The organism is Streptomyces sp. NPDC002730 (assembly GCF_042888805.1).
Taxonomy (GTDB): Bacteria; Actinomycetota; Actinomycetes; order Streptomycetales; family Streptomycetaceae; genus Streptomyces.
This window is the reverse complement of record NZ_JBIAQG010000012.1, coordinates 305,887-322,720: the sequence shown is the minus strand read 5'-3', so window position 1 is coordinate 322,720 and position 16,834 is coordinate 305,887. Positions and strand designations below refer to the sequence as shown.

Genomic DNA, 16,834 nt, shown 5'->3' with positions numbered 1-16,834 from the left:
GGCTCACATTTGGTCGCGAACGGGTAAGGAAACTTTCCTAACAGAAAGGCCATCCCCCATGCGCACTCGTACGCTCGCGCTGGCCGCTGCTTCCGGCGTCGCCCTCCTCGCGGCCGCGGCGCTGCCTGCCACCGCCCACTCGGCGCAGCATGCCGCCGTTCCGAAGGCCGCCGGCGTGAAGGAAGGTTCGGTCAGCGCGGCCGACCTGTTGGCCAAGGTGAAGAACTGTTCGCAGATCTCCAACGGCAAGTACAAGTCGGACACCGAGACTTCGGCGAACATTCCGGTCTGCGGGAAGAACGGAGCCGTGTTCTGGAAGGCTGACATGGACGTCGACTGCGACGGCCAGGTCACCAGCAAGTGCAATGCCGACACCGACCCCTGGTTCCAGGACGACACGGCCTTCCATCAGTCCAACGGCAAACCGCTGAACGCCGAGAAGCTGCCGTATGTCGTCGTGCCGAGCAGCAGCGGCATCTGGAACTACTCGAGCGCCGGGATCAAGGGCGGCGGTGTCGTCGCCGTCATCTACAACGACAAGGTGGAGTACGCCGTCGTCGGGGACACCGGCCCCAACAAGATCATCGGCGAGGCGTCCTACGCCACTGCCAAGGCGCTGGGCATCGACCCGGACCCGGAGACCGGCGGTGCCGAGTCCGGTGTCACGTACATCCTGTTCAAGAACTCCAAGGTCTCTCCGATCGAGAGCCACAGTGCCGCGGTGAGCCTCGGTGACTCCCTCGCCGAGAAGTTCCTGCAGGACAACTAGGCGGATGGTGGGGCGGGGTGGTCGGGCGGGCCTGCTCGGCGGGACTTCCAGAACCCGCTCTAGAGCGCGGTCAGGATGCGCGGGCCGTCGTCCGTGATGGCCACCGTGTGCTCCGCGTGGGAGGCACGGCTGCCGTCCGCGGTGCGCACCGTCCAGCCGTCGCGTGCCGTGTAGTGGTTGTCGGTGCCGCCGCCGATCACCATCGGCTCGATCGCCAGCACCATGCCGTGCCGCAGAGGCATTCCCCGGCCCGGGCGTCCCTCGTTGGGGACGCCCGGGTCCTCGTGCATATGGCGGCCCACACCATGGCCGCCGAAGCCGTCCGGGATCCCGTACCCGGCCTTCCGGCACACCCGGCCGACGGCATGGGCGATGTCGCCGATGCGGTTGCCGACGACGGCCGCCGCGATGCCCGCCGCCAGCGCCTCCTCGGCGGTACGGATCAGCTTCGTGTCCTCGGCGCGGGCGCGGCCGACGGTGAAGCTGACGGCCGCGTCGCCCACCCAGCCGCCGTGGATCGCGCCGCAGTCGATGCTCACCAGGTCTCCGTCGCGCAGCCGGTAGTCGCCGGGGATGCCGTGCACGATCGCGTCGTTGACGGAGGCGCAGATGACGGCGGGGAAGGGGGTCGGTGCCCACTCGGGGCGGTAGTCGAGGAAGGGCGACGCGGCGCCGGCTTCACCCAGGACCGCGCGGGCGGCCCGGTCGAGATCGCGGAGGCTGATGCCGACGGCCGCGGCCTCCCGGACCGCCGTCAGTGCCTGGGCCACGATGCGGCCGGCCTCCCGCATCGCGTCGATCGATGTATCGGTTTTGATCTCCACCATGCCAATTACTATACCGGTCCTTCCGGTATTTTAATACCGGCATTAGAATAACGCCATGGTGCGCACTCCTCTCACTCCCGAAGAGCGTGAACGCGGCGAACGGCTCGGCCGGTTGCTGCGCACGGCGCGCGGCGACCGCAGCATGGTGGAAGTGGCCGCGGCCGCCGGACTGTCCGCCGAGACTCTGCGCAAGATCGAGACGGGTCGCGCCCCGACCCCCGCCTTCTTCACCGTCGCGGCACTCGCCGCGGTCCTCGGCCTGTCCATGGACGAACTGGTCGCAAGCTGCGCGCTGGCGCCCGCCGCCTGAACCGGACCCCCTGGCGCACGCCTCGGACCCCGGCGCGGCGTACTCTCGCGTCGTGACTCCCGAGGACTTCGCCGAAGCCAAGTACATCAGCGTGACCACGTTCCGCAAGAACGGGACGGGCGTCGCCACACCCGTGTGGTTTGCGGTGGACGGCGGTGAGATCTTCTTCTGGACCCGCTCCGACTCCTGGAAGGTCAAGCGCCTGCGCAACAACAGCCGCGTCGTCGTCACGGTTTGCGACGTACGCGGCCGGATCGCGGACGGCGCCCCGAGCGCGGAGGGCACGGCGCGGCTGCTGGAGGGGGACGCGATGGGCGCGATCCGTAAACTCCTCGCCCGCAAGTACACCTGGCAGTTCTGGCTGGTCGACTGGCCCGCGACGATCGTGCGACGCGGGAAGCGGCCGCACACCGGCATCGCGGTGACCATCTGAAAACTGTCCGTAGCAGAGCCGTAACACGACTGCGGTCGAATGCCTCCGGACCGGATGCTTTCGGGCAGTGGCGCAGGGGCGGCGATGACGGTGCATCAACTTCCGGTAGAGGCCGGGACGTTCGCGCGGTACTTGAGAGATCTGACCGCGCTGCTCGACCCGGGTGACGGCTGGTACGGGATCTTCTGCCAGCGGGACCCCGAGGGGATGCGGGCCTGCCTGGACGGTGTCGAGATCCCGCCCTGGGACGTGGTGGAGTCGCTGCTCCAGGACCTCGCGACGGGGCGCGGGGCGCAGTCCGCCGAGCCCGAAACCGTGCGCGCGAGACGGCTCCACACGGCCTCGGCGGCGGTGCACGACCGGCAGCCGGGCGGCCGCGAGGCGCTGGCGGAACGGCTCGAACTGATGCGCCGCGAGCAGGTGTACGCGACGGGCCGGGCGGAAGAGCTGGTGCGGCGCCTGGCCGGGGAACCGGAGGGCACACCGGCGTCGGAGCAACTCGCCAACGAACTGGCCTGGACACGTGACGACCACGCGAGGGCGACCGCCCGGGTGAGGGAGCTGCGGAGCCGGCTTGCGGCGGTACCTGACGGGCTCGGCACGGACGAGGAGACGTCCGTGCTGCCGGACAGCTGGTACAGCCGGGCGGACACCTCGGCGGGCCCCGGGTCGGCATGGGTGCAGGAGGGACGCGCGCGCTCGGGCGTGGGGTGGGCCGCGGACCAGGAGACGTCCACCGCGCCGGACGGGTATGCGCCCGCCGCCCCTGCGGACGGCCGGCCCCGGTGGGGCCATGAGACGGCCGAGGGGCCCGGATCTGCCCCGGTGTTCGGCGGACCCGCGCGCCCGGCGGACGGACAGGGCGAGCCGAACGGACCGGGCAGGCCGCACGGACCGGGCGGTGGAGCGGAGCACGGCCGGGAGGCGGACGACTGGTCCGGCTTCGCTCGGCGGTACGAACGGCCCACCACGGCCGAGGCCCGGGCGGCCGTCGCCGACGGCTGGGACGCCCTCCGGGAACGACCGGGTGCGGACCCGGCGTACGACGCGTACTCCCGTCCGGACAGCGATGCCACTCGCCGGCCGGGCAGGCCCTCGTTGCCCGACGACTGGTTCCGGCCGGAGCCCGCCGCGGCCGAGCCCGGCGACCCGGCGTCGCCCCGTCCGACCGCGTTCGGTCCAACCCCTCCCGGTCCAGTGGCGCCCGCCGGCACCCGCAGCGAGGTGCAGCCCGACCCCCTGGTCGCCCCGCCCGCTCAGCCCGAGACCCGTTCCGCCAAGAAACGGCGGCCCCGTGGGGGCGCCCGGTTCGCCGGCGTCGAGGGGAGCGGGGACGAGATCGCCGCCGTGCCCGTGCTGCCCGTCACCGACGACGTGCCGCGCGGTGCCAGATACGGCGGCGCCGCACCCAGTCAGGAAACCCCCGCCGCCCCCGCCGCATCGGACGGCGCGCGCAGGGCCGCGCGGGAGACCGTTGCCGCGCTCAGCCGGCTCCGGGCCCAGGGGCTGAGTGGTGAGGCGCATGCCTTGATCTGCGAGGCCGCCGTCCGGCCCGCCTCCTGGCTGCCCCTCCTGGCGGCCGAACTGCACCGCGCCGGCCTCGACGCCGACTGGGCCACCCTGCTGTGGGAGGCCGCCTCGCAGCCCGCCCTGCGGCTCGCGTCGGCCGCCGGAGCACTCGCCGCCGCCGGCCGGACCGAGGACAGCCGACAGCTGCTGCGCCAGGGCGTGGCCCGCCCCGCCGACGACATCGCCGCCGCCGTACTCGCCCTTGAGGACGAGAGCCGGAATGCGGAGGCAAGGGCTTTGCTGACCGCCTACGTACAGGTGCACACCGCCGAGGACACGGCCAGAATCGCCGAACGGGATCCGCGCCGCCTTGTGCCGCAGCTGCTCGATGCCGCACGCGCCCAGTCCGCGGCGCATGAGCGCGATCTCGTCCACGCGCTGCGCGTAGCGGGTCACCTCAGCGGCTGAAGCGGTTCGGAGTGGACCGCTCGGGTGTGAAACATGATCGACTCTGCGGGTTAACGACGATGGTCTTGCCCCGCCGTGTGACGGGGCTTACGTTCTCCTCCTACGCACCGCATCTACGTGCGTAGAAGCTCTCTGACGCGCCGTCGAAGGAGCAACTCATGGCCAATGTCGTACGCGCCGCACTCGTCCAGGCGACCTGGACCGGCGACACCGAATCCATGATTGCCAAACATGAGGAACACGCCCGCGAGGCGGCCCGCCAGGGCGCCAAGATCATCGGTTTCCAAGAGGTCTTCAACGCGCCGTACTTCTGCCAGGTCCAGGAGCCGGAGCACTATCGTTGGGCCGAGCCCGTCCCGGACGGCCCGACCGTCCGCCGGATGCAGGAGCTCGCCCGCGAGACCGGCATGGTGATCGTGGTCCCGGTCTTCGAGATCGAGGGCGCCGGCTTCTACTACAACACCGCCGCTGTGATCGACGCCGACGGCTCCTATCTCGGCAAGTACCGCAAGCACCACATTCCGCAGGTCAAGGGCTTCTGGGAGAAGTACTACTTCAAGCCGGGGAATCTGGGCTGGCCGGTTTTCGACACGGCGGTCGGCAGGGTCGGGGTGTACATCTGCTACGACCGTCACTTCCCGGAGGGCTGGCGTCAACTGGGCCTGAACGGTGCTCAGTTGGTCTACAACCCGTCCGCCACCTCGCGCGGGCTCTCCGGGTACCTCTGGCAGCTGGAGCAGCCCGCGTCCGCCGTCGCCAACGAGTACTACATCGCCGCCATCAACCGCGTCGGCCAGGAAGAGTACGGCGACAACGACTTCTACGGCACCAGCTACTTCGTCGATCCACGAGGCCAGTTCGTCGGTGAGGTCGCCAGCGACAAGGAGGAGGAGCTGCTCGTACGGGACCTCGACTTCGACCTGATCGATGTCGTACGACAGCAGTGGGCGTTCTACCGGGACCGTCGCCCGGACGCCTACGACGGGCTGGTGCAGCCGTGACCAACCTGCACGACCGCCACAAGGCCGTCATCCCCGACTGGGTCGCCCTCTACTACCAGCAGCCGATCGAGATCACGCACGGCGAGGGCCGCCACGTCTGGGACGCGAACGGCAACCGCTACCTCGACTTCTTCGGCGGCATCCTCACCACCATGACCGCTCACGCTCTCCCCGAGGTCACCAAGGCGGTGAGCGAGCAGGCCGGGCGGATCATCCACTCCTCCACGCTCTATCTCAACCGCCCGATGGTCGAGCTTGCCGAGCGGGTCGCGACCCTCTCCGGCATCCCCGACGCGCGGGTCTTCTTCACCACCTCGGGCACCGAGGCCAATGACACAGCCCTGCTGCTCGCGACCGCATACCGCCGCTCCAACCAGATCCTGGCCATGCGCAACAGCTACCACGGCCGGTCCTTCTCCGCGGTCTCCATCACCGGCAACCGCAGCTGGTCGCCCACCAGCCTCTCCCCGCTGCAGACGCTGTACGTGCACGGCGGCGTCCGCACCCGCGGCCCCTACGCCCGGTTGTCCGACGCGCAGTTCATCGAGGAATGCGTCGCCGACCTCGAGGATCTGCTCGGGCAGACCCGCGGCGTCGCCGCGCTGATCGCCGAGCCCATCCAGGGCGTCGGCGGTTTCACCTCGCCGCCCGACGGTCTGTACGCGGCCTTCCGCGAGGTCCTCGACCGGCACGGCATCCTGTGGATCTCCGACGAGGTGCAGACAGGTTGGGGTCGCACGGGCGAGCACTTCTGGGGCTGGCAGGCGCACGCTGAGAACGGGCCGCCGGACATGCTCACCTTTGCCAAGGGCATCGGCAACGGCATGTCCATCGGCGGGGTCGTCGCCCGCGCCGAGATCATGAACTCCCTCGACGCCAACTCCATTTCGACCTTCGGCGGCTCCCCGGTCACCATGGCGGCCGGCGCCGCCAACCTCTCGTATCTCCTGGAGCACGACCTCCAGGGCAACGCCCGCCGCGTCGGCGGTCTGCTGATCGAGCGGCTGCGGGCCATCGGAGCGAGTGCCGCGTCCGTACGGGAAGTACGCGGCCGAGGCCTGATGATCGGCGTCGAGCTGGTCAAGCCCGGCACGGACGAGGCGAACCCCGAGGCGGCCTCGGCCGTCCTGGAGGCGGCTCGCGAGGGCGGGCTGCTGATCGGCAAGGGCGGCGGCCACAACACCAGCGTCCTGCGCATCGCCCCGCCGCTGTCGCTGACCGTCGCGGAGGCGGAAGAGGGCGCCTCGATCCTCGAACGGGCCCTGCACAGCGTCTAGTCGAGGACTCAGTTCATCCTCCAGTTCAGCGTACGAGAGGGAGCGCACCAGCATGAGCAGCACCCGCACCCTGATCCGCGGCGGTCTGGTCATCACCGCCGCGGACGAGATCCACGCGGACGTACTGATCGAGGACGGCCGGATCGCGGCCCTCGCCGCCCATGGCTCCGCCGTGTCCGAGGCCTGGACCGTCGGCCGCACCATCGACGCGACGAACAAGTACGTCATTCCGGGCGGCGTCGACGCCCACACTCATATGGAACTGCCCTTCGGCGGCACGCACGCCTCCGACACCTTCGAGACCGGGACGCGGGCCGCGGCCTGGGGCGGCACCACCACCATCATCGACTTCGCGGTGCAGTCGGTCGGCCGCGCCCTGCGCGAAGGCCTGGACGCCTGGTACGCCAAGGCCGACGCCAAGTGCGCCATCGACTACGGCTTCCACATGATCCTCTCCGACGTCAATGAGTCGTCGCTGAAGGAGATGGACAAGCTGGTGGAGGAGGGCATCACCTCCTTCAAGCTCTTCATGGCCTACCCCGGCGTCTTCTACAGCGACGACGGCCAGATCCTGCGCGCCATGCAGCGCTCCGCCACCAACGGCGGGCTGATCATGATGCATGCCGAGAACGGCATCGCCATCGACGTCCTGGTGGAGCAGGCGCTGGCCGAGGGCCGCACCGATCCGCGCTACCACGGCGAGGTGCGCAAGGTCCTGCTGGAGGCCGAGGCCACGCACCGCGCCATCCAGCTGGCGCGGGTCGCGGGAGCTCCGCTGTACGTCGTCCATGTGTCGGCCGAGGAAGCCGTCGCCGAGCTGGTGGCCGCCCGCGACAAGGGGCTGAATGTCTTCGGCGAGACCTGTCCGCAGTACCTCTTCCTGTCCACCGACAACCTCGCCGAGCCGGACTTCGAAGGCGCGAAGTATGTCTGCTCCACGCCGCTGCGGCCGCGCGAGCACCAGGCCGCGCTCTGGCGCGGGCTGCGGACCAATGACCTGCAGGTCGTCTCCACCGACCACTGCCCGTTCTGTTTCGAGGGCCAGAAGGAACTCGGCCGCGGCGATTTCTCCAAGATCCCCAACGGGCTGCCGGGCGTGGAGAACCGGATGGATCTGCTCCACCAGGCGGTCGTCGACGGACACCTCACCCGTCGCCGCTGGATCGAGATCGCCTGCGCGACACCGGCCCGGATGTTCGGCCTCTATCCGAAGAAGGGCACCATCGCTCCCGGCGCCGACGCCGACGTCGTCATCTACGACCCGCACGCCGAACAGACCCTCTCGGCCGAGACCCACCACATGAACGTCGACTACTCCGCGTACGAGGGCAAGCGGGTCACCGGCCAGGTGGAGACCGTGCTGTCGCGCGGCGAAGTGGTCATCGACGGGCGGGAGTTCACCGGCCGGGCGGGACACGGCCAGTACACCCCGCGCGGCACCTGCCAGTACCTCAGCTAGCCACTTCATCCACGCACCTCGTCCAGGAACTTCATCCGGGCACCTCGTCCAGGAACCTCATCTAGGAGCGGCCAGGCCATGGACTTCGGACTTGTCCTGCAGACCGACCCGCCGGCCTCGGCCGTCGTCGGACTGATGCGACGCGCGGAACGCAACGGCTTCCGCTACGGCTGGACCTTCGACTCGGCGGTGCTCTGGCAGGAGCCCTTCGTCATCTACAGCCGCATTCTCGAACACACGGAGAAGCTCACCGTCGGCCCGATGGTGACCAATCCGGGCACCAGGACCTGGGAGGTCACCGCCTCCACCTTCGCGACGCTGAACGACATGTACGGAAACCGCACCGTGTGCGGTATCGGGCGCGGCGACTCCGCGATGCGGGTCGCGGGACGCAAGCCCAACACCCTGGCCAGGCTCGGCGAGGCGATGGGCGTCATCCGCGATCTGGCCGAGGGCCGGGAAGCCGTCGTCGACGGCCAGCCGCTGCAGTTGCCCTGGGTGCGAAACGGAAAGCTGCCGGTGTGGATGGCGGCGTACGGGCCCAAGGCGCTGGCGCTCGCGGGCCAGCAGGCCGACGGGTTCATCCTCCAGCTCGCCGACCCGTATCTGACCGCGTCGATGGTCACGGCCGTACGCACCGCCGCCTCCGACGCCGGACGTGACCCCGACTCCATCACCATCTGCGTTGCCGCGCCCGCGTACGTCAGTGACGACCTGGCACACGCCCGCGAACAGTGCCGCTGGTTCGGCGGAATGGTCGGTAACCACGTCGCCGACCTGGTCTCCCGCTACGGCGAGCACTCCGACCTGGTGCCCGAGGCCCTCACCTCGTACATCAAGGCACGCGAGGGTTACGACTACAGCCACCACGGCCGCGCCGGGAACCCGTCCACGGACTTCGTCCCGGACGAGATCGTCGACCGCTTCTGTCTGCTGGGGCCCGCAGCGGCGCATATCGAAAAGCTGACGGCGCTGCGCGAGCTGGGCGTCGACCAGTTCGCGGTCTACAACATGCACGACGCGAAGGAAGCGACCATCGACGCGTACGGCTCCGAGATCATCCCGGCACTCAACCGCTGAAAGGTCCAGCAGCAATGACCGCGACCGTCCCGCCCGCCCCGTCCGAAGGACCGATAGTGGACCTGTCGGGCCGCGTCGAGCTCGCGCCCGGCGCGGTCCCCGCCGACCATCGCTTCGTCAACGACGATCTGCTGCCCGTCCCGGTCGCGAAGCGCCGCTGGACGACATACAACTTCGCCGCGCTGTGGGTCGGCATGGCCCACAACATCCCGTCCTGGCTGCTCGCTTCGGGTCTGGTCGCGCTGGGGATGGACTGGAAGCAGGCGGTGTTCACCATCGGCCTCGCCAATCTGATCGTGCTGGCGCCGATGCTGCTCACCGGGCACGCGGGGCCCAAGTACGGCATTCCCTTCCCTGTGCTCGCGCGGGCGTCCTTCGGACTGCGCGGCGCGAATCTGCCGGCGCTGATCCGGGCCGGGGTGGCCTGCGCCTGGTTCGGCATCCAGACCTGGATCGGCGGTCAGGGCATCTTCGTACTGCTCGGCAAGATCTTCGGTGGCTGGGCCAAGGCCTCGGAGATCGGCGGGCAGCCGTGGACGCTCTGGGTCTGCTTCCTGCTCTTCTGGGTACTCGAACTCGCCATCATCTACCGGGGGATGGAGACGCTGCGACGGTTCGAGAACTGGGCCGCGCCCTTTGTCATCGTCGGCGCGCTGGTGCTGCTGGTGTGGATCACCGCGAAGGCAGGTGGACTCGGACCGCTGCTCGACCAGCCCTCCGAGCTCGGCTGGGGCGCGGACTTCTGGCCGGTGTTCTTCCCTTCGCTGATGGGGATGATCGCCTTCTGGTCGACGCTGTCGCTGAACATCCCCGACTTCACCCGCTTCGGGGCCGGCCAACGCGCCCAGATCTGGGGGCAGTCGCTGGGTCTGCCGACGACGATGACGCTCTTCGCGTTGCTGTCGGTCTTCGTCACCTCCGGCTCCCAGGCGGTGTACGGGGCGGCGGTTTGGGACCCGGTCCAGCTCGCCGCCAAGACCGACAATGTCTTCGGTCTGCTCTTCGCGCTGGTCACGGTGCTGATCGCGACGATCTCGGTGAACCTCGCGGCGAACGTCGTATCGCCCGCGTACGATCTTGCGAATCTGGCGCCGAAAATCGTCAACTTCCGTACAGGTGCGCTGATAACGGGCGTTGTCGGCGTCCTGATAATGCCGTGGAAGCTGACCGAGACCCCCGAGCTCTACATCTTCACCTGGCTCGGTCTGGTCGGCGGACTGCTCGGCACGGTCGCGGGCATCCTCATCGCCGACTACTGGATCGTCCGCCGTACGGTCCTCGATCTGGCGGGGCTCTACACGCCGGGGAGCCGCTACTGGTACACCTCCGGCTGGAATCTGCGCGCGGTGGCGGCGTTCGTGGTCGGGGGGCTGCTGTCGGTGGGCGGTTCACACTCGGCGGAGGGGAAGGGGCCGTTCCCCGAGGACGGGTTGATCCCCTTCCTGAAGCCGCTCGCGGACTATGGCTGGGCGGTGGGGTTGGCGGCGTCGCTGGTGCTTTATGTGGTGTTGATGCTGCCGGAGCGGGGCCGTGCGGCGTCTTCAAGCGCGTCCGGGGTTTGAGAACGAACCCGCTGCCCGGCGGCCTTGTCGGGGCTCCGCCCCGAACCACGCGCCTCGATCGCCTGCGGGGCTGGTTTTTGCTCCCGTCGGGCGGAAGATCCAGCCCGTCCGGTAGTTGAGGACGAACCGGCTCACGGGAAGGTCCAGCCCGTCCGGCGTTTGAGGACGAACCCGGCGGCCGGGCGGTCTGGTCGGGGCTTCGCCCCGAGCCCCCGGGCCTCAATCGCCGGCGGGGCAGCTCCCCTCAGCGGCTGTCGCGCTGCGCCTCCACAATGTCGCGGACCGTGCGGTCCGCCCCGCTCGCGCGGCGCTGGACGCGCTCGGAGAAGCCCGGGAACTGACCGCCGATCGCGGTGAGCACCTTCATCTCGACCGGGGCGACGTTCACTTCGGCCCGGTCCTGTTCGATGGCGCGGAAGACGCCCGCCACGACCTGCCGGGGCGAGACCGTGCGCAGGCCCGCAGGGGCCTCCGCGCCGGTTGCCGCGAACATGCCTGCGTCCCTCACGAACCCGGGCTGGACGATCGATACGCCGACCCCGTGGTCGTGCAGATCCTGGCGCAGCGAGAGTGCGAAGCCGCGCAGACCGAACTTGGTGGCGTCGTACAGCGCGGAGTACTTCGTCGCCGTCTTGCCCGACATCGAGCCGACGAACGCCAGATGTCCCCGTCGCGCCTCGACCATGGCGGGGGCGAGCAGCCGGGCCAGCATCGCGGGGGCGCGAAGGTTCACCGCCAGGGCGCGGTCGATCTGCTCCGGGGTGTAGTCCAGCAGGTCGCCGCTGGAGGGCAGCGCGGCATTGGCGATCAGGATGTCCGTGCCGGCGGCCTCGGCGGCGAGCCGTGCCACATCCGCCGGGTCCGCGAGGTCGGCGACGATCGTGCGGGCCCCGTACCGGTCGGCAAGCGGTTCCAGCGCGTCGGGCCGGCGCCCGGTCAGCACCAACTTGGCGCCTTTCCCGGCGAGTTCGGCGGCGAGTGCGCCGCCGATACCGCCGGTGACCCCGGTCAGCAGAACGGTTGCTCCGGTGATGCGCATCTGGTTACCCTCCAGTTCTGTTCGTTCGAACGAACAATAGGGAGGCGGGGCGGTCGTGTCCACAGATGAATTCGCCGGACTGACAGAACATGTACGGCAGTTGAGGGAGGGTCGGACCACGTCCGAGGAGCTGGTGACCAGCGCGATCGAGCGCATCCAGGCCAGCCAGAGCACCATCAACGCCTTCCGCTGGGTGCGCGGCGAACGGGCGCTCGACGAAGCCCGTGACGCGGACCGGCGACTGGCGGCGGGGGACCGGCTGCCGCTCCTCGGCGTGCCGCTCGCCGTCAAGGACGACACCGATGTGGCCGGGCTGCCCACTCTCTTCGGCTGCAACGGTGAACTCGCCCCGGCCGCCGCGGACGGTGAAGCGGTACGCCGCCTCCGCGCGGCCGGCGCCGTGATCGTCGGCAAGACCAACTCCTGCGAACTCGGCCAGTGGCCGTTCACCGAGGGACCTGCCTTCGGAGCGACCCGTAACCCCTGGTCCACCGACCACACCCCGGGCGGCTCCTCCGGCGGCTCCGCGGCCGCCGTCGCCGCGGGGCTCGTACCCGCGGCGCTCGGCTCGGACGGCGCCGGATCGGTCCGCATCCCGGCCGCCTGGTCCCATCTCGTCGGCATCAAGCCACAGCGCGGACGCGTCTCCCTGCATCCCTACGCCGACGCCTTCCAGGGCCTCGCCGTGAACGGCCCGCTCGCCCGCACCGTCGCCGACGCCGCCCTGCTCCTCGATGTGGTGCAGGGCCCGCACCCCGAGGATCTGCACCAGCCGGACGCGATCGACGCCTCCGCCGCCGCCCGCCGCGATCCGGGCCGGCTGCGCATCGCGCTCGCCTGGCGCCCCCCGCTCACCCTCACCCGCGCCATGCCCCACCCCGAAGTGCGCCGCGCCGTCACCGCACTTGCCGAGGCCCTCGCCCGCCTCGGCCACCAGGTGGAGGAAGCCAGACCGCGCTACGGGCTGATCGGCCTCGCCTTCGTGCCGCGCGCCACCGCCGGGATCGCCGAAGTCGCAGCCCTGCACCCCGATCCCGCCCTCCTCGACCCGCGCACGCGCAGCGCCATGCGCAACGGCCGACGGCTCGGCGGCCGTGTGGTGCGGGCCGCCCGCGCCCGTGAGGCGCGTCAGCACCAGAGGATCGGCGCGATCTTCGACGCCTACGACGTCGTGATCACCCCGACCACCGCCGCGCCGCCGCCGCGCATCGGCACCTTCGACGGAATGAGCGCCTGGCGCACCGACTCGACGATGGCGGCCGCGTGCCCGTACGCCTGGCCCTGGAACGTACTGGGCTGGCCCGGCGTCAATGTCCCGGCCGGCCTCACCGGTGACGGACTGCCTGTCGGTGCCCAGCTGCTCGGCCCGGCCGGCAGCGAGGAGCGCCTGATCTCACTCGCCGCCCAACTCGAGGCGGACCAGCGGTGGCACGAGAAGCGGCCGCCTGCCCCGGTGATCAGGGGGAGCGCGCCGGTGGAACAATGACCGTCATGTCCAACCCCGCCCGCTCCGCCCCGACCCGGCAGCGCATCATCACCGCCGTCCTGCACATCATCGGCAAGGACGGCGTCGCGGCGGTCACCAACCGGCGGATCGCCAAGGAGGCGGGCGTCTCGCTCGGCTCGGTCACGTACCACTTCGAGACCCAGCACGAGCTGCTGCGCGAGAGCCTGCTGCACTTCGTGCGCGAGGAGACCCGCCGCTTCACCGAGCTCGCGGACCAGTGCCAGAGCGACGGCGTCGACATCGCGGGCGCCGCCGCCCTGGCCGGGCAGGTGGCGGGCGGCACGTCCTTCGACAGCGAGCACATCGCGCCCTTCGAGCTGTATGTCGAGGCCGGGCGCGACGAGCGGCTGCGGGAGGCGGCCGCCGAGGCCTTCGCGGCATACGACCGGCTGGCGGCGCAGATCCTCACCGGCCTCGGCGTCCCGGACGCCGAGCGACTCGCCGCGACCACCGTGGCGCTGGTGATGGGCCTGCAACTGCGCAGACTGGCAACGGGCGGGCCGGCCGAGGACCTGGTCGACGCGCTGCTGCTGCTCGCGCGGGGCGCGGTCAGCCAGGACGCCGGGCGGTAACCACCCACACCCCGCTACCGGCTCGCGGGAGCGGCCGCCCGCCAGCCGACCGGGCGAGGCGCAGGTGGCACGCGGCCTGCCCAACCGTGTCAGCCGCGGTCGAGGACGAGATCCACGACCGGGCGGTACGCGTACTCCTCCGCGCCGCCAAGTGTCGCGTGGGTGGCGATACGGAAGACCAAGGCGCGAAGGAGCAGTTGACGCCAGTCGGGCAGATGCGCCCACCGGTCGAGCAGTGCGGGCTCGGCCTCGTACCAGCACAGCGCGTCGACGGCGACGACCGCCGAGGCCCAGCCTGCGGGCCGCCAGTAGGGCGGCCAGTCGATGATGGCGGGCGGCAGGCCGGGTTCGAAGCGGACATTGCCCAGCAGATCACCGTGGATGATCTGGGCAGGGGCCGAGACAGGGCGGAGCGCGGCGAGGAGCGGTTTGAGCAGCGGGTAGTCCGGGGCCTGTTCGGTCTCCTGCCAGGCCAGTCGCTCGGCGCGTGACCAGGGATTGTCGCGTAGGCCGAGGAAGCGCGGCCGGGGCAGGTCCGCCAGTGCCGCGTGGAATGCCTCGCCCGCCCGGATGACGTCGTCGGCGCGGTGTGGATCGCTTGATCCACCGATCAGCCGCCAGGCCTCCCAGCCGTGCGCCGCCCAGGACCCGTCGGCGGCCGGGACCGGCCGGCCCACCCGGAAGGCGGAGGTCTCTGGCAGATGGTGCAGCACGCCCGCGCGCCACGCGGTCTCCGGCGCCGTCGCAACAGGCTTGAGCACCAGCGCGCCGGAGCGCCAGGCCGAGCCCCGGCAGCCGGGGAGAAGGGCCGGCGCTTCGGCTGCGCCGAACGCCGTGAGCACAACAGAAGGCGGGGCCGCGGAGGCGGAGGACTGGCTCATGGACGGGGAGCGTAGGCGGCTACCCTGCACAGATGTCGAACACTCTCTTCGTGCCCGATGAATTCGTGGTGCCGCGCGAACTCGACTGCGGGCCATTCCGTCTTGAACCGCTGGGGCCCGAGCACAACGAGGCCGACCTCGCCGCGTGGACGTCGAGCATCGAGCACATCCGCAAGACTCCTGGTTTCACCCGGAGTTGGCCACCGGCCGAAGGGATGACGGCGGAGGAGAATCTGGCTGATCTGGTCGGGCACGCCGGGGACTTCGAGCAGCGGCGGGGCTTCACGTACACCGTCCTCGAGACCGGGACCGGGACCGATGTCGTCGTCGGCTGCGTCTACATCTACCCGGACCGGGACGACCCGGCCGTCACCACAGTGCGTTCGTGGGTACGGGCCGACCGTGGGAGTCTCGACCAGCCGCTGTACGAGGCGGTCAGCGCCTGGCTCACCGCCGACTGGCCGTTCGCCGAGGTCCGCTACCGCTGAGGTTCAGTGCCGAGATTCTTCAGTACGGGTGCCGGTCGGGCTTTGAGCTCCACGCCTCGTAGGCCTTCGCGCCCAACTCGGGATGGATCTGCTCGATCTGGATCCTGCGCTCGTCGAGGGGCTTCATGAAGTCCTCGTACTGGAAGGCGTCATCGAATCCGATCTCACGCGTGGCCTTCAAATCGCAGCTGAAATAGACGTTGTCGATCCGCGACCAGTAAATGGCGCTCATGCACATCGGGCACGGGGCGCCGCTGATGTAGATCGAGCACCCTTTGAGCATCCGGGCCCTCTCCGGTACTCGATCGGGGGATCCTTCCGGGCGCTGCACGTATTCCAGCGTGCTCTCGTTCTGGTGCTCCTGCGATATGGATGGCGCCTCGGGATTGAGCCGCTGAACCGCCTTGCGAATGGTCTCCACTTCGGCGTGCGCGGTGGGGTCGCCGGTGAGGAGCACGCGATTCTGCCCGCGGGCCAGGATCTCGCCGTCACGGGTGATGACCGCCCCGAAAGGGCCGCCCCATCCCTCTTCCACGGACTCGGTGGCCAGCCGTACCGCCTCGGCCAGAAACTCCTTGTGCCCCATGACGAACCTCCGCTTCACTGCTCACTGCGGCGTAATCACCGAATTGTCCGATAACTCCCCTGCGTAGTAGGCTACTCCGTATGGGTGTTGCTGCAAGCCGTGTCCCGGGCGGCGACGGCGCGACCGTCGTGACCTCCCAGAAAGTCCGGGAGGGCCGGGTTGACGCCTATAAGCGCTGGCAGGAGAAGACCAACCACGTTGCCGAGGGCTTTGACGGCTTCGAGGGCGCGGAGGTGTATCCACCGGGCTCCGGCGAGGAGAACGAGTGGGTGGCGGTCTTCCGGTTCTCCCGTGTCGATGAGCTGACCACATGGCTGGACTCCGGCGCGCGCCGCGAGCTACTGAATGAGGCGCGCCCGCTGTTCGAGGGTGCCCCGACGCAAGAGGTGCTGGCCGGCGGGGCGCCTGCCCCTCGGGAGCAGGAAGCTGTCACTGCGGTCATCTCCCATTCTGTGCGGCCGGGGAAGGAGCCCGACTTTGTGCGGTGGCAGGACAAAGTCCGGAAGGTGCAGGAAAAGCATCCCGGCTTCATGGGGACCGAGTTGTTCCAGCCGGTGGAGGGAATCCAGGACAAGTGGGTGGTCGCTTTCCGTTTTGACACCCGTGACAATCTCGACGATTGGCTCGCCTCCGCCGACCGCGAAAAGCTGCTCGAAGAGGGGCATCAGTACTTCTCCTCGTACGACGTACGCAAGATCGGGTCGGCGTTCAGCGGCTGGTTCCGCTTCGGGGAGGGCGACGAGGAAGGGATTCCGTCCAACTGGAAACAGGCCATGTCCGTCGTCCTGGCTCTGTATCCGACCGTGGTGGTCCTGAATCTGACGGTGGGAAAGGTATTCGCCGGCTGGGGCATACCCGGGTATCTGAGCCTGTTCCTCTCCAATGTGCTGAGCGTCTCCATCCTGACCTGGGTGCTGATGCCGCTGGTCAACCGAGCCCTCACATTCTGGCTGCTGCCCGACCGGGCACGTTCCGTGCGTACGAATGCGGCGGGCGCCTTGGTCGTAATGGTGTGCTGGGCGATCTTCCTCCTGATATTCGGCCTGACCACGGGCTGACGACGAGT

The 16,834-nt window shown here is 69.8% G+C and carries 17 protein-coding genes; 13 read left to right on the top strand and 4 right to left on the bottom strand.

Annotated elements, in window-relative coordinates; all coding sequences use genetic code 11:
* Positions 1–58 precede the first annotated feature (58 nt).
* The gene (locus ACFYXH_RS29800; RefSeq protein ID WP_389569246.1) at positions 59–769 is read left to right on the top strand and encodes a glycoside hydrolase family 75 protein; all 711 of its coding nucleotides are present in this window, start codon (positions 59–61) and stop codon (positions 767–769) included.
* Between the two features lie 59 nt (positions 770–828).
* Here the strand turns inward: ACFYXH_RS29800 and map are convergent, their stop codons facing one another.
* Positions 829–1,596 (bottom strand): type I methionyl aminopeptidase, encoded by a 768-nt coding sequence (map, locus tag ACFYXH_RS29795; RefSeq protein WP_389569243.1) that lies wholly within the window; start codon positions 1,594–1,596, stop codon positions 829–831.
* Positions 1,597–1,651: 55 nt separating this feature from the next.
* On the opposite strand from map, the gene ACFYXH_RS29790 reads away from it, so the two are divergent.
* From ACFYXH_RS29790 to ACFYXH_RS29755, 8 genes are all read left to right on the top strand, one after another.
* Positions 1,652–1,906 (top strand): helix-turn-helix transcriptional regulator, encoded by a 255-nt coding sequence (locus ACFYXH_RS29790; protein ID WP_327326913.1) that lies wholly within the window; start codon positions 1,652–1,654, stop codon positions 1,904–1,906.
* Between the two features lie 52 nt (positions 1,907–1,958).
* A complete protein-coding gene (locus ACFYXH_RS29785) occupies positions 1,959–2,339 on the top strand; it encodes a PPOX class F420-dependent oxidoreductase (RefSeq protein WP_389569240.1) in 381 nt (126 codons plus the stop codon).
* 84 nt (positions 2,340–2,423) lie between these two features.
* Positions 2,424–4,316, top strand: coding sequence for a hypothetical protein (locus tag ACFYXH_RS29780; RefSeq protein WP_389569237.1), 1,893 nt, complete (start codon positions 2,424–2,426; stop codon positions 4,314–4,316).
* Positions 4,317–4,474: 158 nt separating this feature from the next.
* A complete protein-coding gene (locus tag ACFYXH_RS29775; protein WP_389569234.1) occupies positions 4,475–5,317 on the top strand; it encodes a nitrilase-related carbon-nitrogen hydrolase in 843 nt (280 codons plus the stop codon).
* Positions 5,314–6,594 (top strand): aspartate aminotransferase family protein, encoded by a 1,281-nt coding sequence (locus tag ACFYXH_RS29770; protein ID WP_389569231.1) that lies wholly within the window; start codon positions 5,314–5,316, stop codon positions 6,592–6,594. The genes ACFYXH_RS29775 and ACFYXH_RS29770 overlap by 4 nt, the downstream gene beginning before the upstream one ends.
* 52 nt (positions 6,595–6,646) lie before the next feature.
* A complete protein-coding gene (gene hydA, locus ACFYXH_RS29765; protein WP_389569228.1) occupies positions 6,647–8,053 on the top strand; it encodes a dihydropyrimidinase in 1,407 nt (468 codons plus the stop codon).
* Between the two features lie 78 nt (positions 8,054–8,131).
* Positions 8,132–9,133: a TIGR03842 family LLM class F420-dependent oxidoreductase gene (locus ACFYXH_RS29760; RefSeq protein WP_327326919.1), complete on the top strand. Its 1,002-nt coding sequence runs from the start codon at positions 8,132–8,134 to the stop codon at positions 9,131–9,133.
* A 14-nt stretch (positions 9,134–9,147) separates the two neighbouring features.
* Positions 9,148–10,695 (top strand): NCS1 family nucleobase:cation symporter-1, encoded by a 1,548-nt coding sequence (locus ACFYXH_RS29755; protein WP_389569224.1) that lies wholly within the window; start codon positions 9,148–9,150, stop codon positions 10,693–10,695.
* Positions 10,696–10,939: 244 nt separating this feature from the next.
* Here ACFYXH_RS29755 and ACFYXH_RS29750 read toward each other — a convergent pair whose 3' ends face one another.
* A complete protein-coding gene (locus tag ACFYXH_RS29750; protein WP_389569221.1) occupies positions 10,940–11,734 on the bottom strand; it encodes an SDR family NAD(P)-dependent oxidoreductase in 795 nt (264 codons plus the stop codon).
* 55 nt (positions 11,735–11,789) lie between these two features.
* On the opposite strand from ACFYXH_RS29750, the gene ACFYXH_RS29745 reads away from it, so the two are divergent.
* Together ACFYXH_RS29745 and ACFYXH_RS29740 are read left to right on the top strand one after the other, a co-directional pair.
* Positions 11,790–13,220 (top strand): amidase, encoded by a 1,431-nt coding sequence (locus ACFYXH_RS29745; protein ID WP_389569218.1) that lies wholly within the window; start codon positions 11,790–11,792, stop codon positions 13,218–13,220.
* A 5-nt stretch (positions 13,221–13,225) separates the two neighbouring features.
* Positions 13,226–13,813 (top strand): TetR/AcrR family transcriptional regulator, encoded by a 588-nt coding sequence (locus ACFYXH_RS29740; RefSeq protein ID WP_389569215.1) that lies wholly within the window; start codon positions 13,226–13,228, stop codon positions 13,811–13,813.
* Positions 13,814–13,902: 89 nt separating this feature from the next.
* On the opposite strand, the gene ACFYXH_RS29735 is transcribed toward ACFYXH_RS29740, so the two are convergent.
* On the bottom strand, positions 13,903–14,694 hold the full coding sequence (locus ACFYXH_RS29735) for a TIGR02569 family protein (protein WP_389569212.1): 792 nt from the start codon (positions 14,692–14,694) through the stop codon (positions 13,903–13,905).
* A 32-nt stretch (positions 14,695–14,726) separates the two neighbouring features.
* On the opposite strand from ACFYXH_RS29735, the gene ACFYXH_RS29730 reads away from it, so the two are divergent.
* Positions 14,727–15,182, top strand: a complete 456-nt coding sequence (locus ACFYXH_RS29730; protein WP_389569209.1) for an N-acetyltransferase — start codon at positions 14,727–14,729, stop codon at positions 15,180–15,182.
* A 19-nt stretch (positions 15,183–15,201) separates the two neighbouring features.
* On the opposite strand, the gene ACFYXH_RS29725 is transcribed toward ACFYXH_RS29730, so the two are convergent.
* Complete coding sequence (locus ACFYXH_RS29725; RefSeq protein WP_385307206.1) at positions 15,202–15,768, bottom strand: nucleoside deaminase; 567 nt, start codon at positions 15,766–15,768, stop codon at positions 15,202–15,204.
* 80 nt (positions 15,769–15,848) lie between these two features.
* Here ACFYXH_RS29725 and ACFYXH_RS29720 point away from each other — a divergent pair, with 80 nt between their 5' ends.
* Positions 15,849–16,826, top strand: a complete 978-nt coding sequence (locus ACFYXH_RS29720) for an antibiotic biosynthesis monooxygenase (protein WP_389569206.1) — start codon at positions 15,849–15,851, stop codon at positions 16,824–16,826.
* Positions 16,827–16,834 lie beyond the last annotated feature (8 nt).

Coding starts and splice junctions, on each gene's coding strand:
- map (WP_389569243.1), bottom strand. CDS start 1,596: ATGGTGGAGATCAAAACCGATACATCGATCGACGCGATGCGGGAGGCC.
- ACFYXH_RS29780 (WP_389569237.1), top strand. CDS start 2,424: ATGACGGTGCATCAACTTCCGGTAGAGGCCGGGACGTTCGCGCGGTAC.
- ACFYXH_RS29725 (WP_385307206.1), bottom strand. CDS start 15,768: ATGGGGCACAAGGAGTTTCTGGCCGAGGCGGTACGGCTGGCCACCGAG.
- ACFYXH_RS29760 (WP_327326919.1), top strand. CDS start 8,132: ATGGACTTCGGACTTGTCCTGCAGACCGACCCGCCGGCCTCGGCCGTC.
- ACFYXH_RS29750 (WP_389569221.1), bottom strand. CDS start 11,734: ATGCGCATCACCGGAGCAACCGTTCTGCTGACCGGGGTCACCGGCGGT.
- ACFYXH_RS29800 (WP_389569246.1), top strand. CDS start 59: ATGCGCACTCGTACGCTCGCGCTGGCCGCTGCTTCCGGCGTCGCCCTC.
- ACFYXH_RS29735 (WP_389569212.1), bottom strand. CDS start 14,694: ATGAGCCAGTCCTCCGCCTCCGCGGCCCCGCCTTCTGTTGTGCTCACG.
- ACFYXH_RS29790 (WP_327326913.1), top strand. CDS start 1,652: ATGGTGCGCACTCCTCTCACTCCCGAAGAGCGTGAACGCGGCGAACGG.
- ACFYXH_RS29730 (WP_389569209.1), top strand. CDS start 14,727: ATGTCGAACACTCTCTTCGTGCCCGATGAATTCGTGGTGCCGCGCGAA.
- ACFYXH_RS29740 (WP_389569215.1), top strand. CDS start 13,226: ATGTCCAACCCCGCCCGCTCCGCCCCGACCCGGCAGCGCATCATCACC.
- ACFYXH_RS29775 (WP_389569234.1), top strand. CDS start 4,475: ATGGCCAATGTCGTACGCGCCGCACTCGTCCAGGCGACCTGGACCGGC.
- ACFYXH_RS29720 (WP_389569206.1), top strand. CDS start 15,849: ATGGGTGTTGCTGCAAGCCGTGTCCCGGGCGGCGACGGCGCGACCGTC.
- hydA (WP_389569228.1), top strand. CDS start 6,647: ATGAGCAGCACCCGCACCCTGATCCGCGGCGGTCTGGTCATCACCGCC.
- ACFYXH_RS29755 (WP_389569224.1), top strand. CDS start 9,148: ATGACCGCGACCGTCCCGCCCGCCCCGTCCGAAGGACCGATAGTGGAC.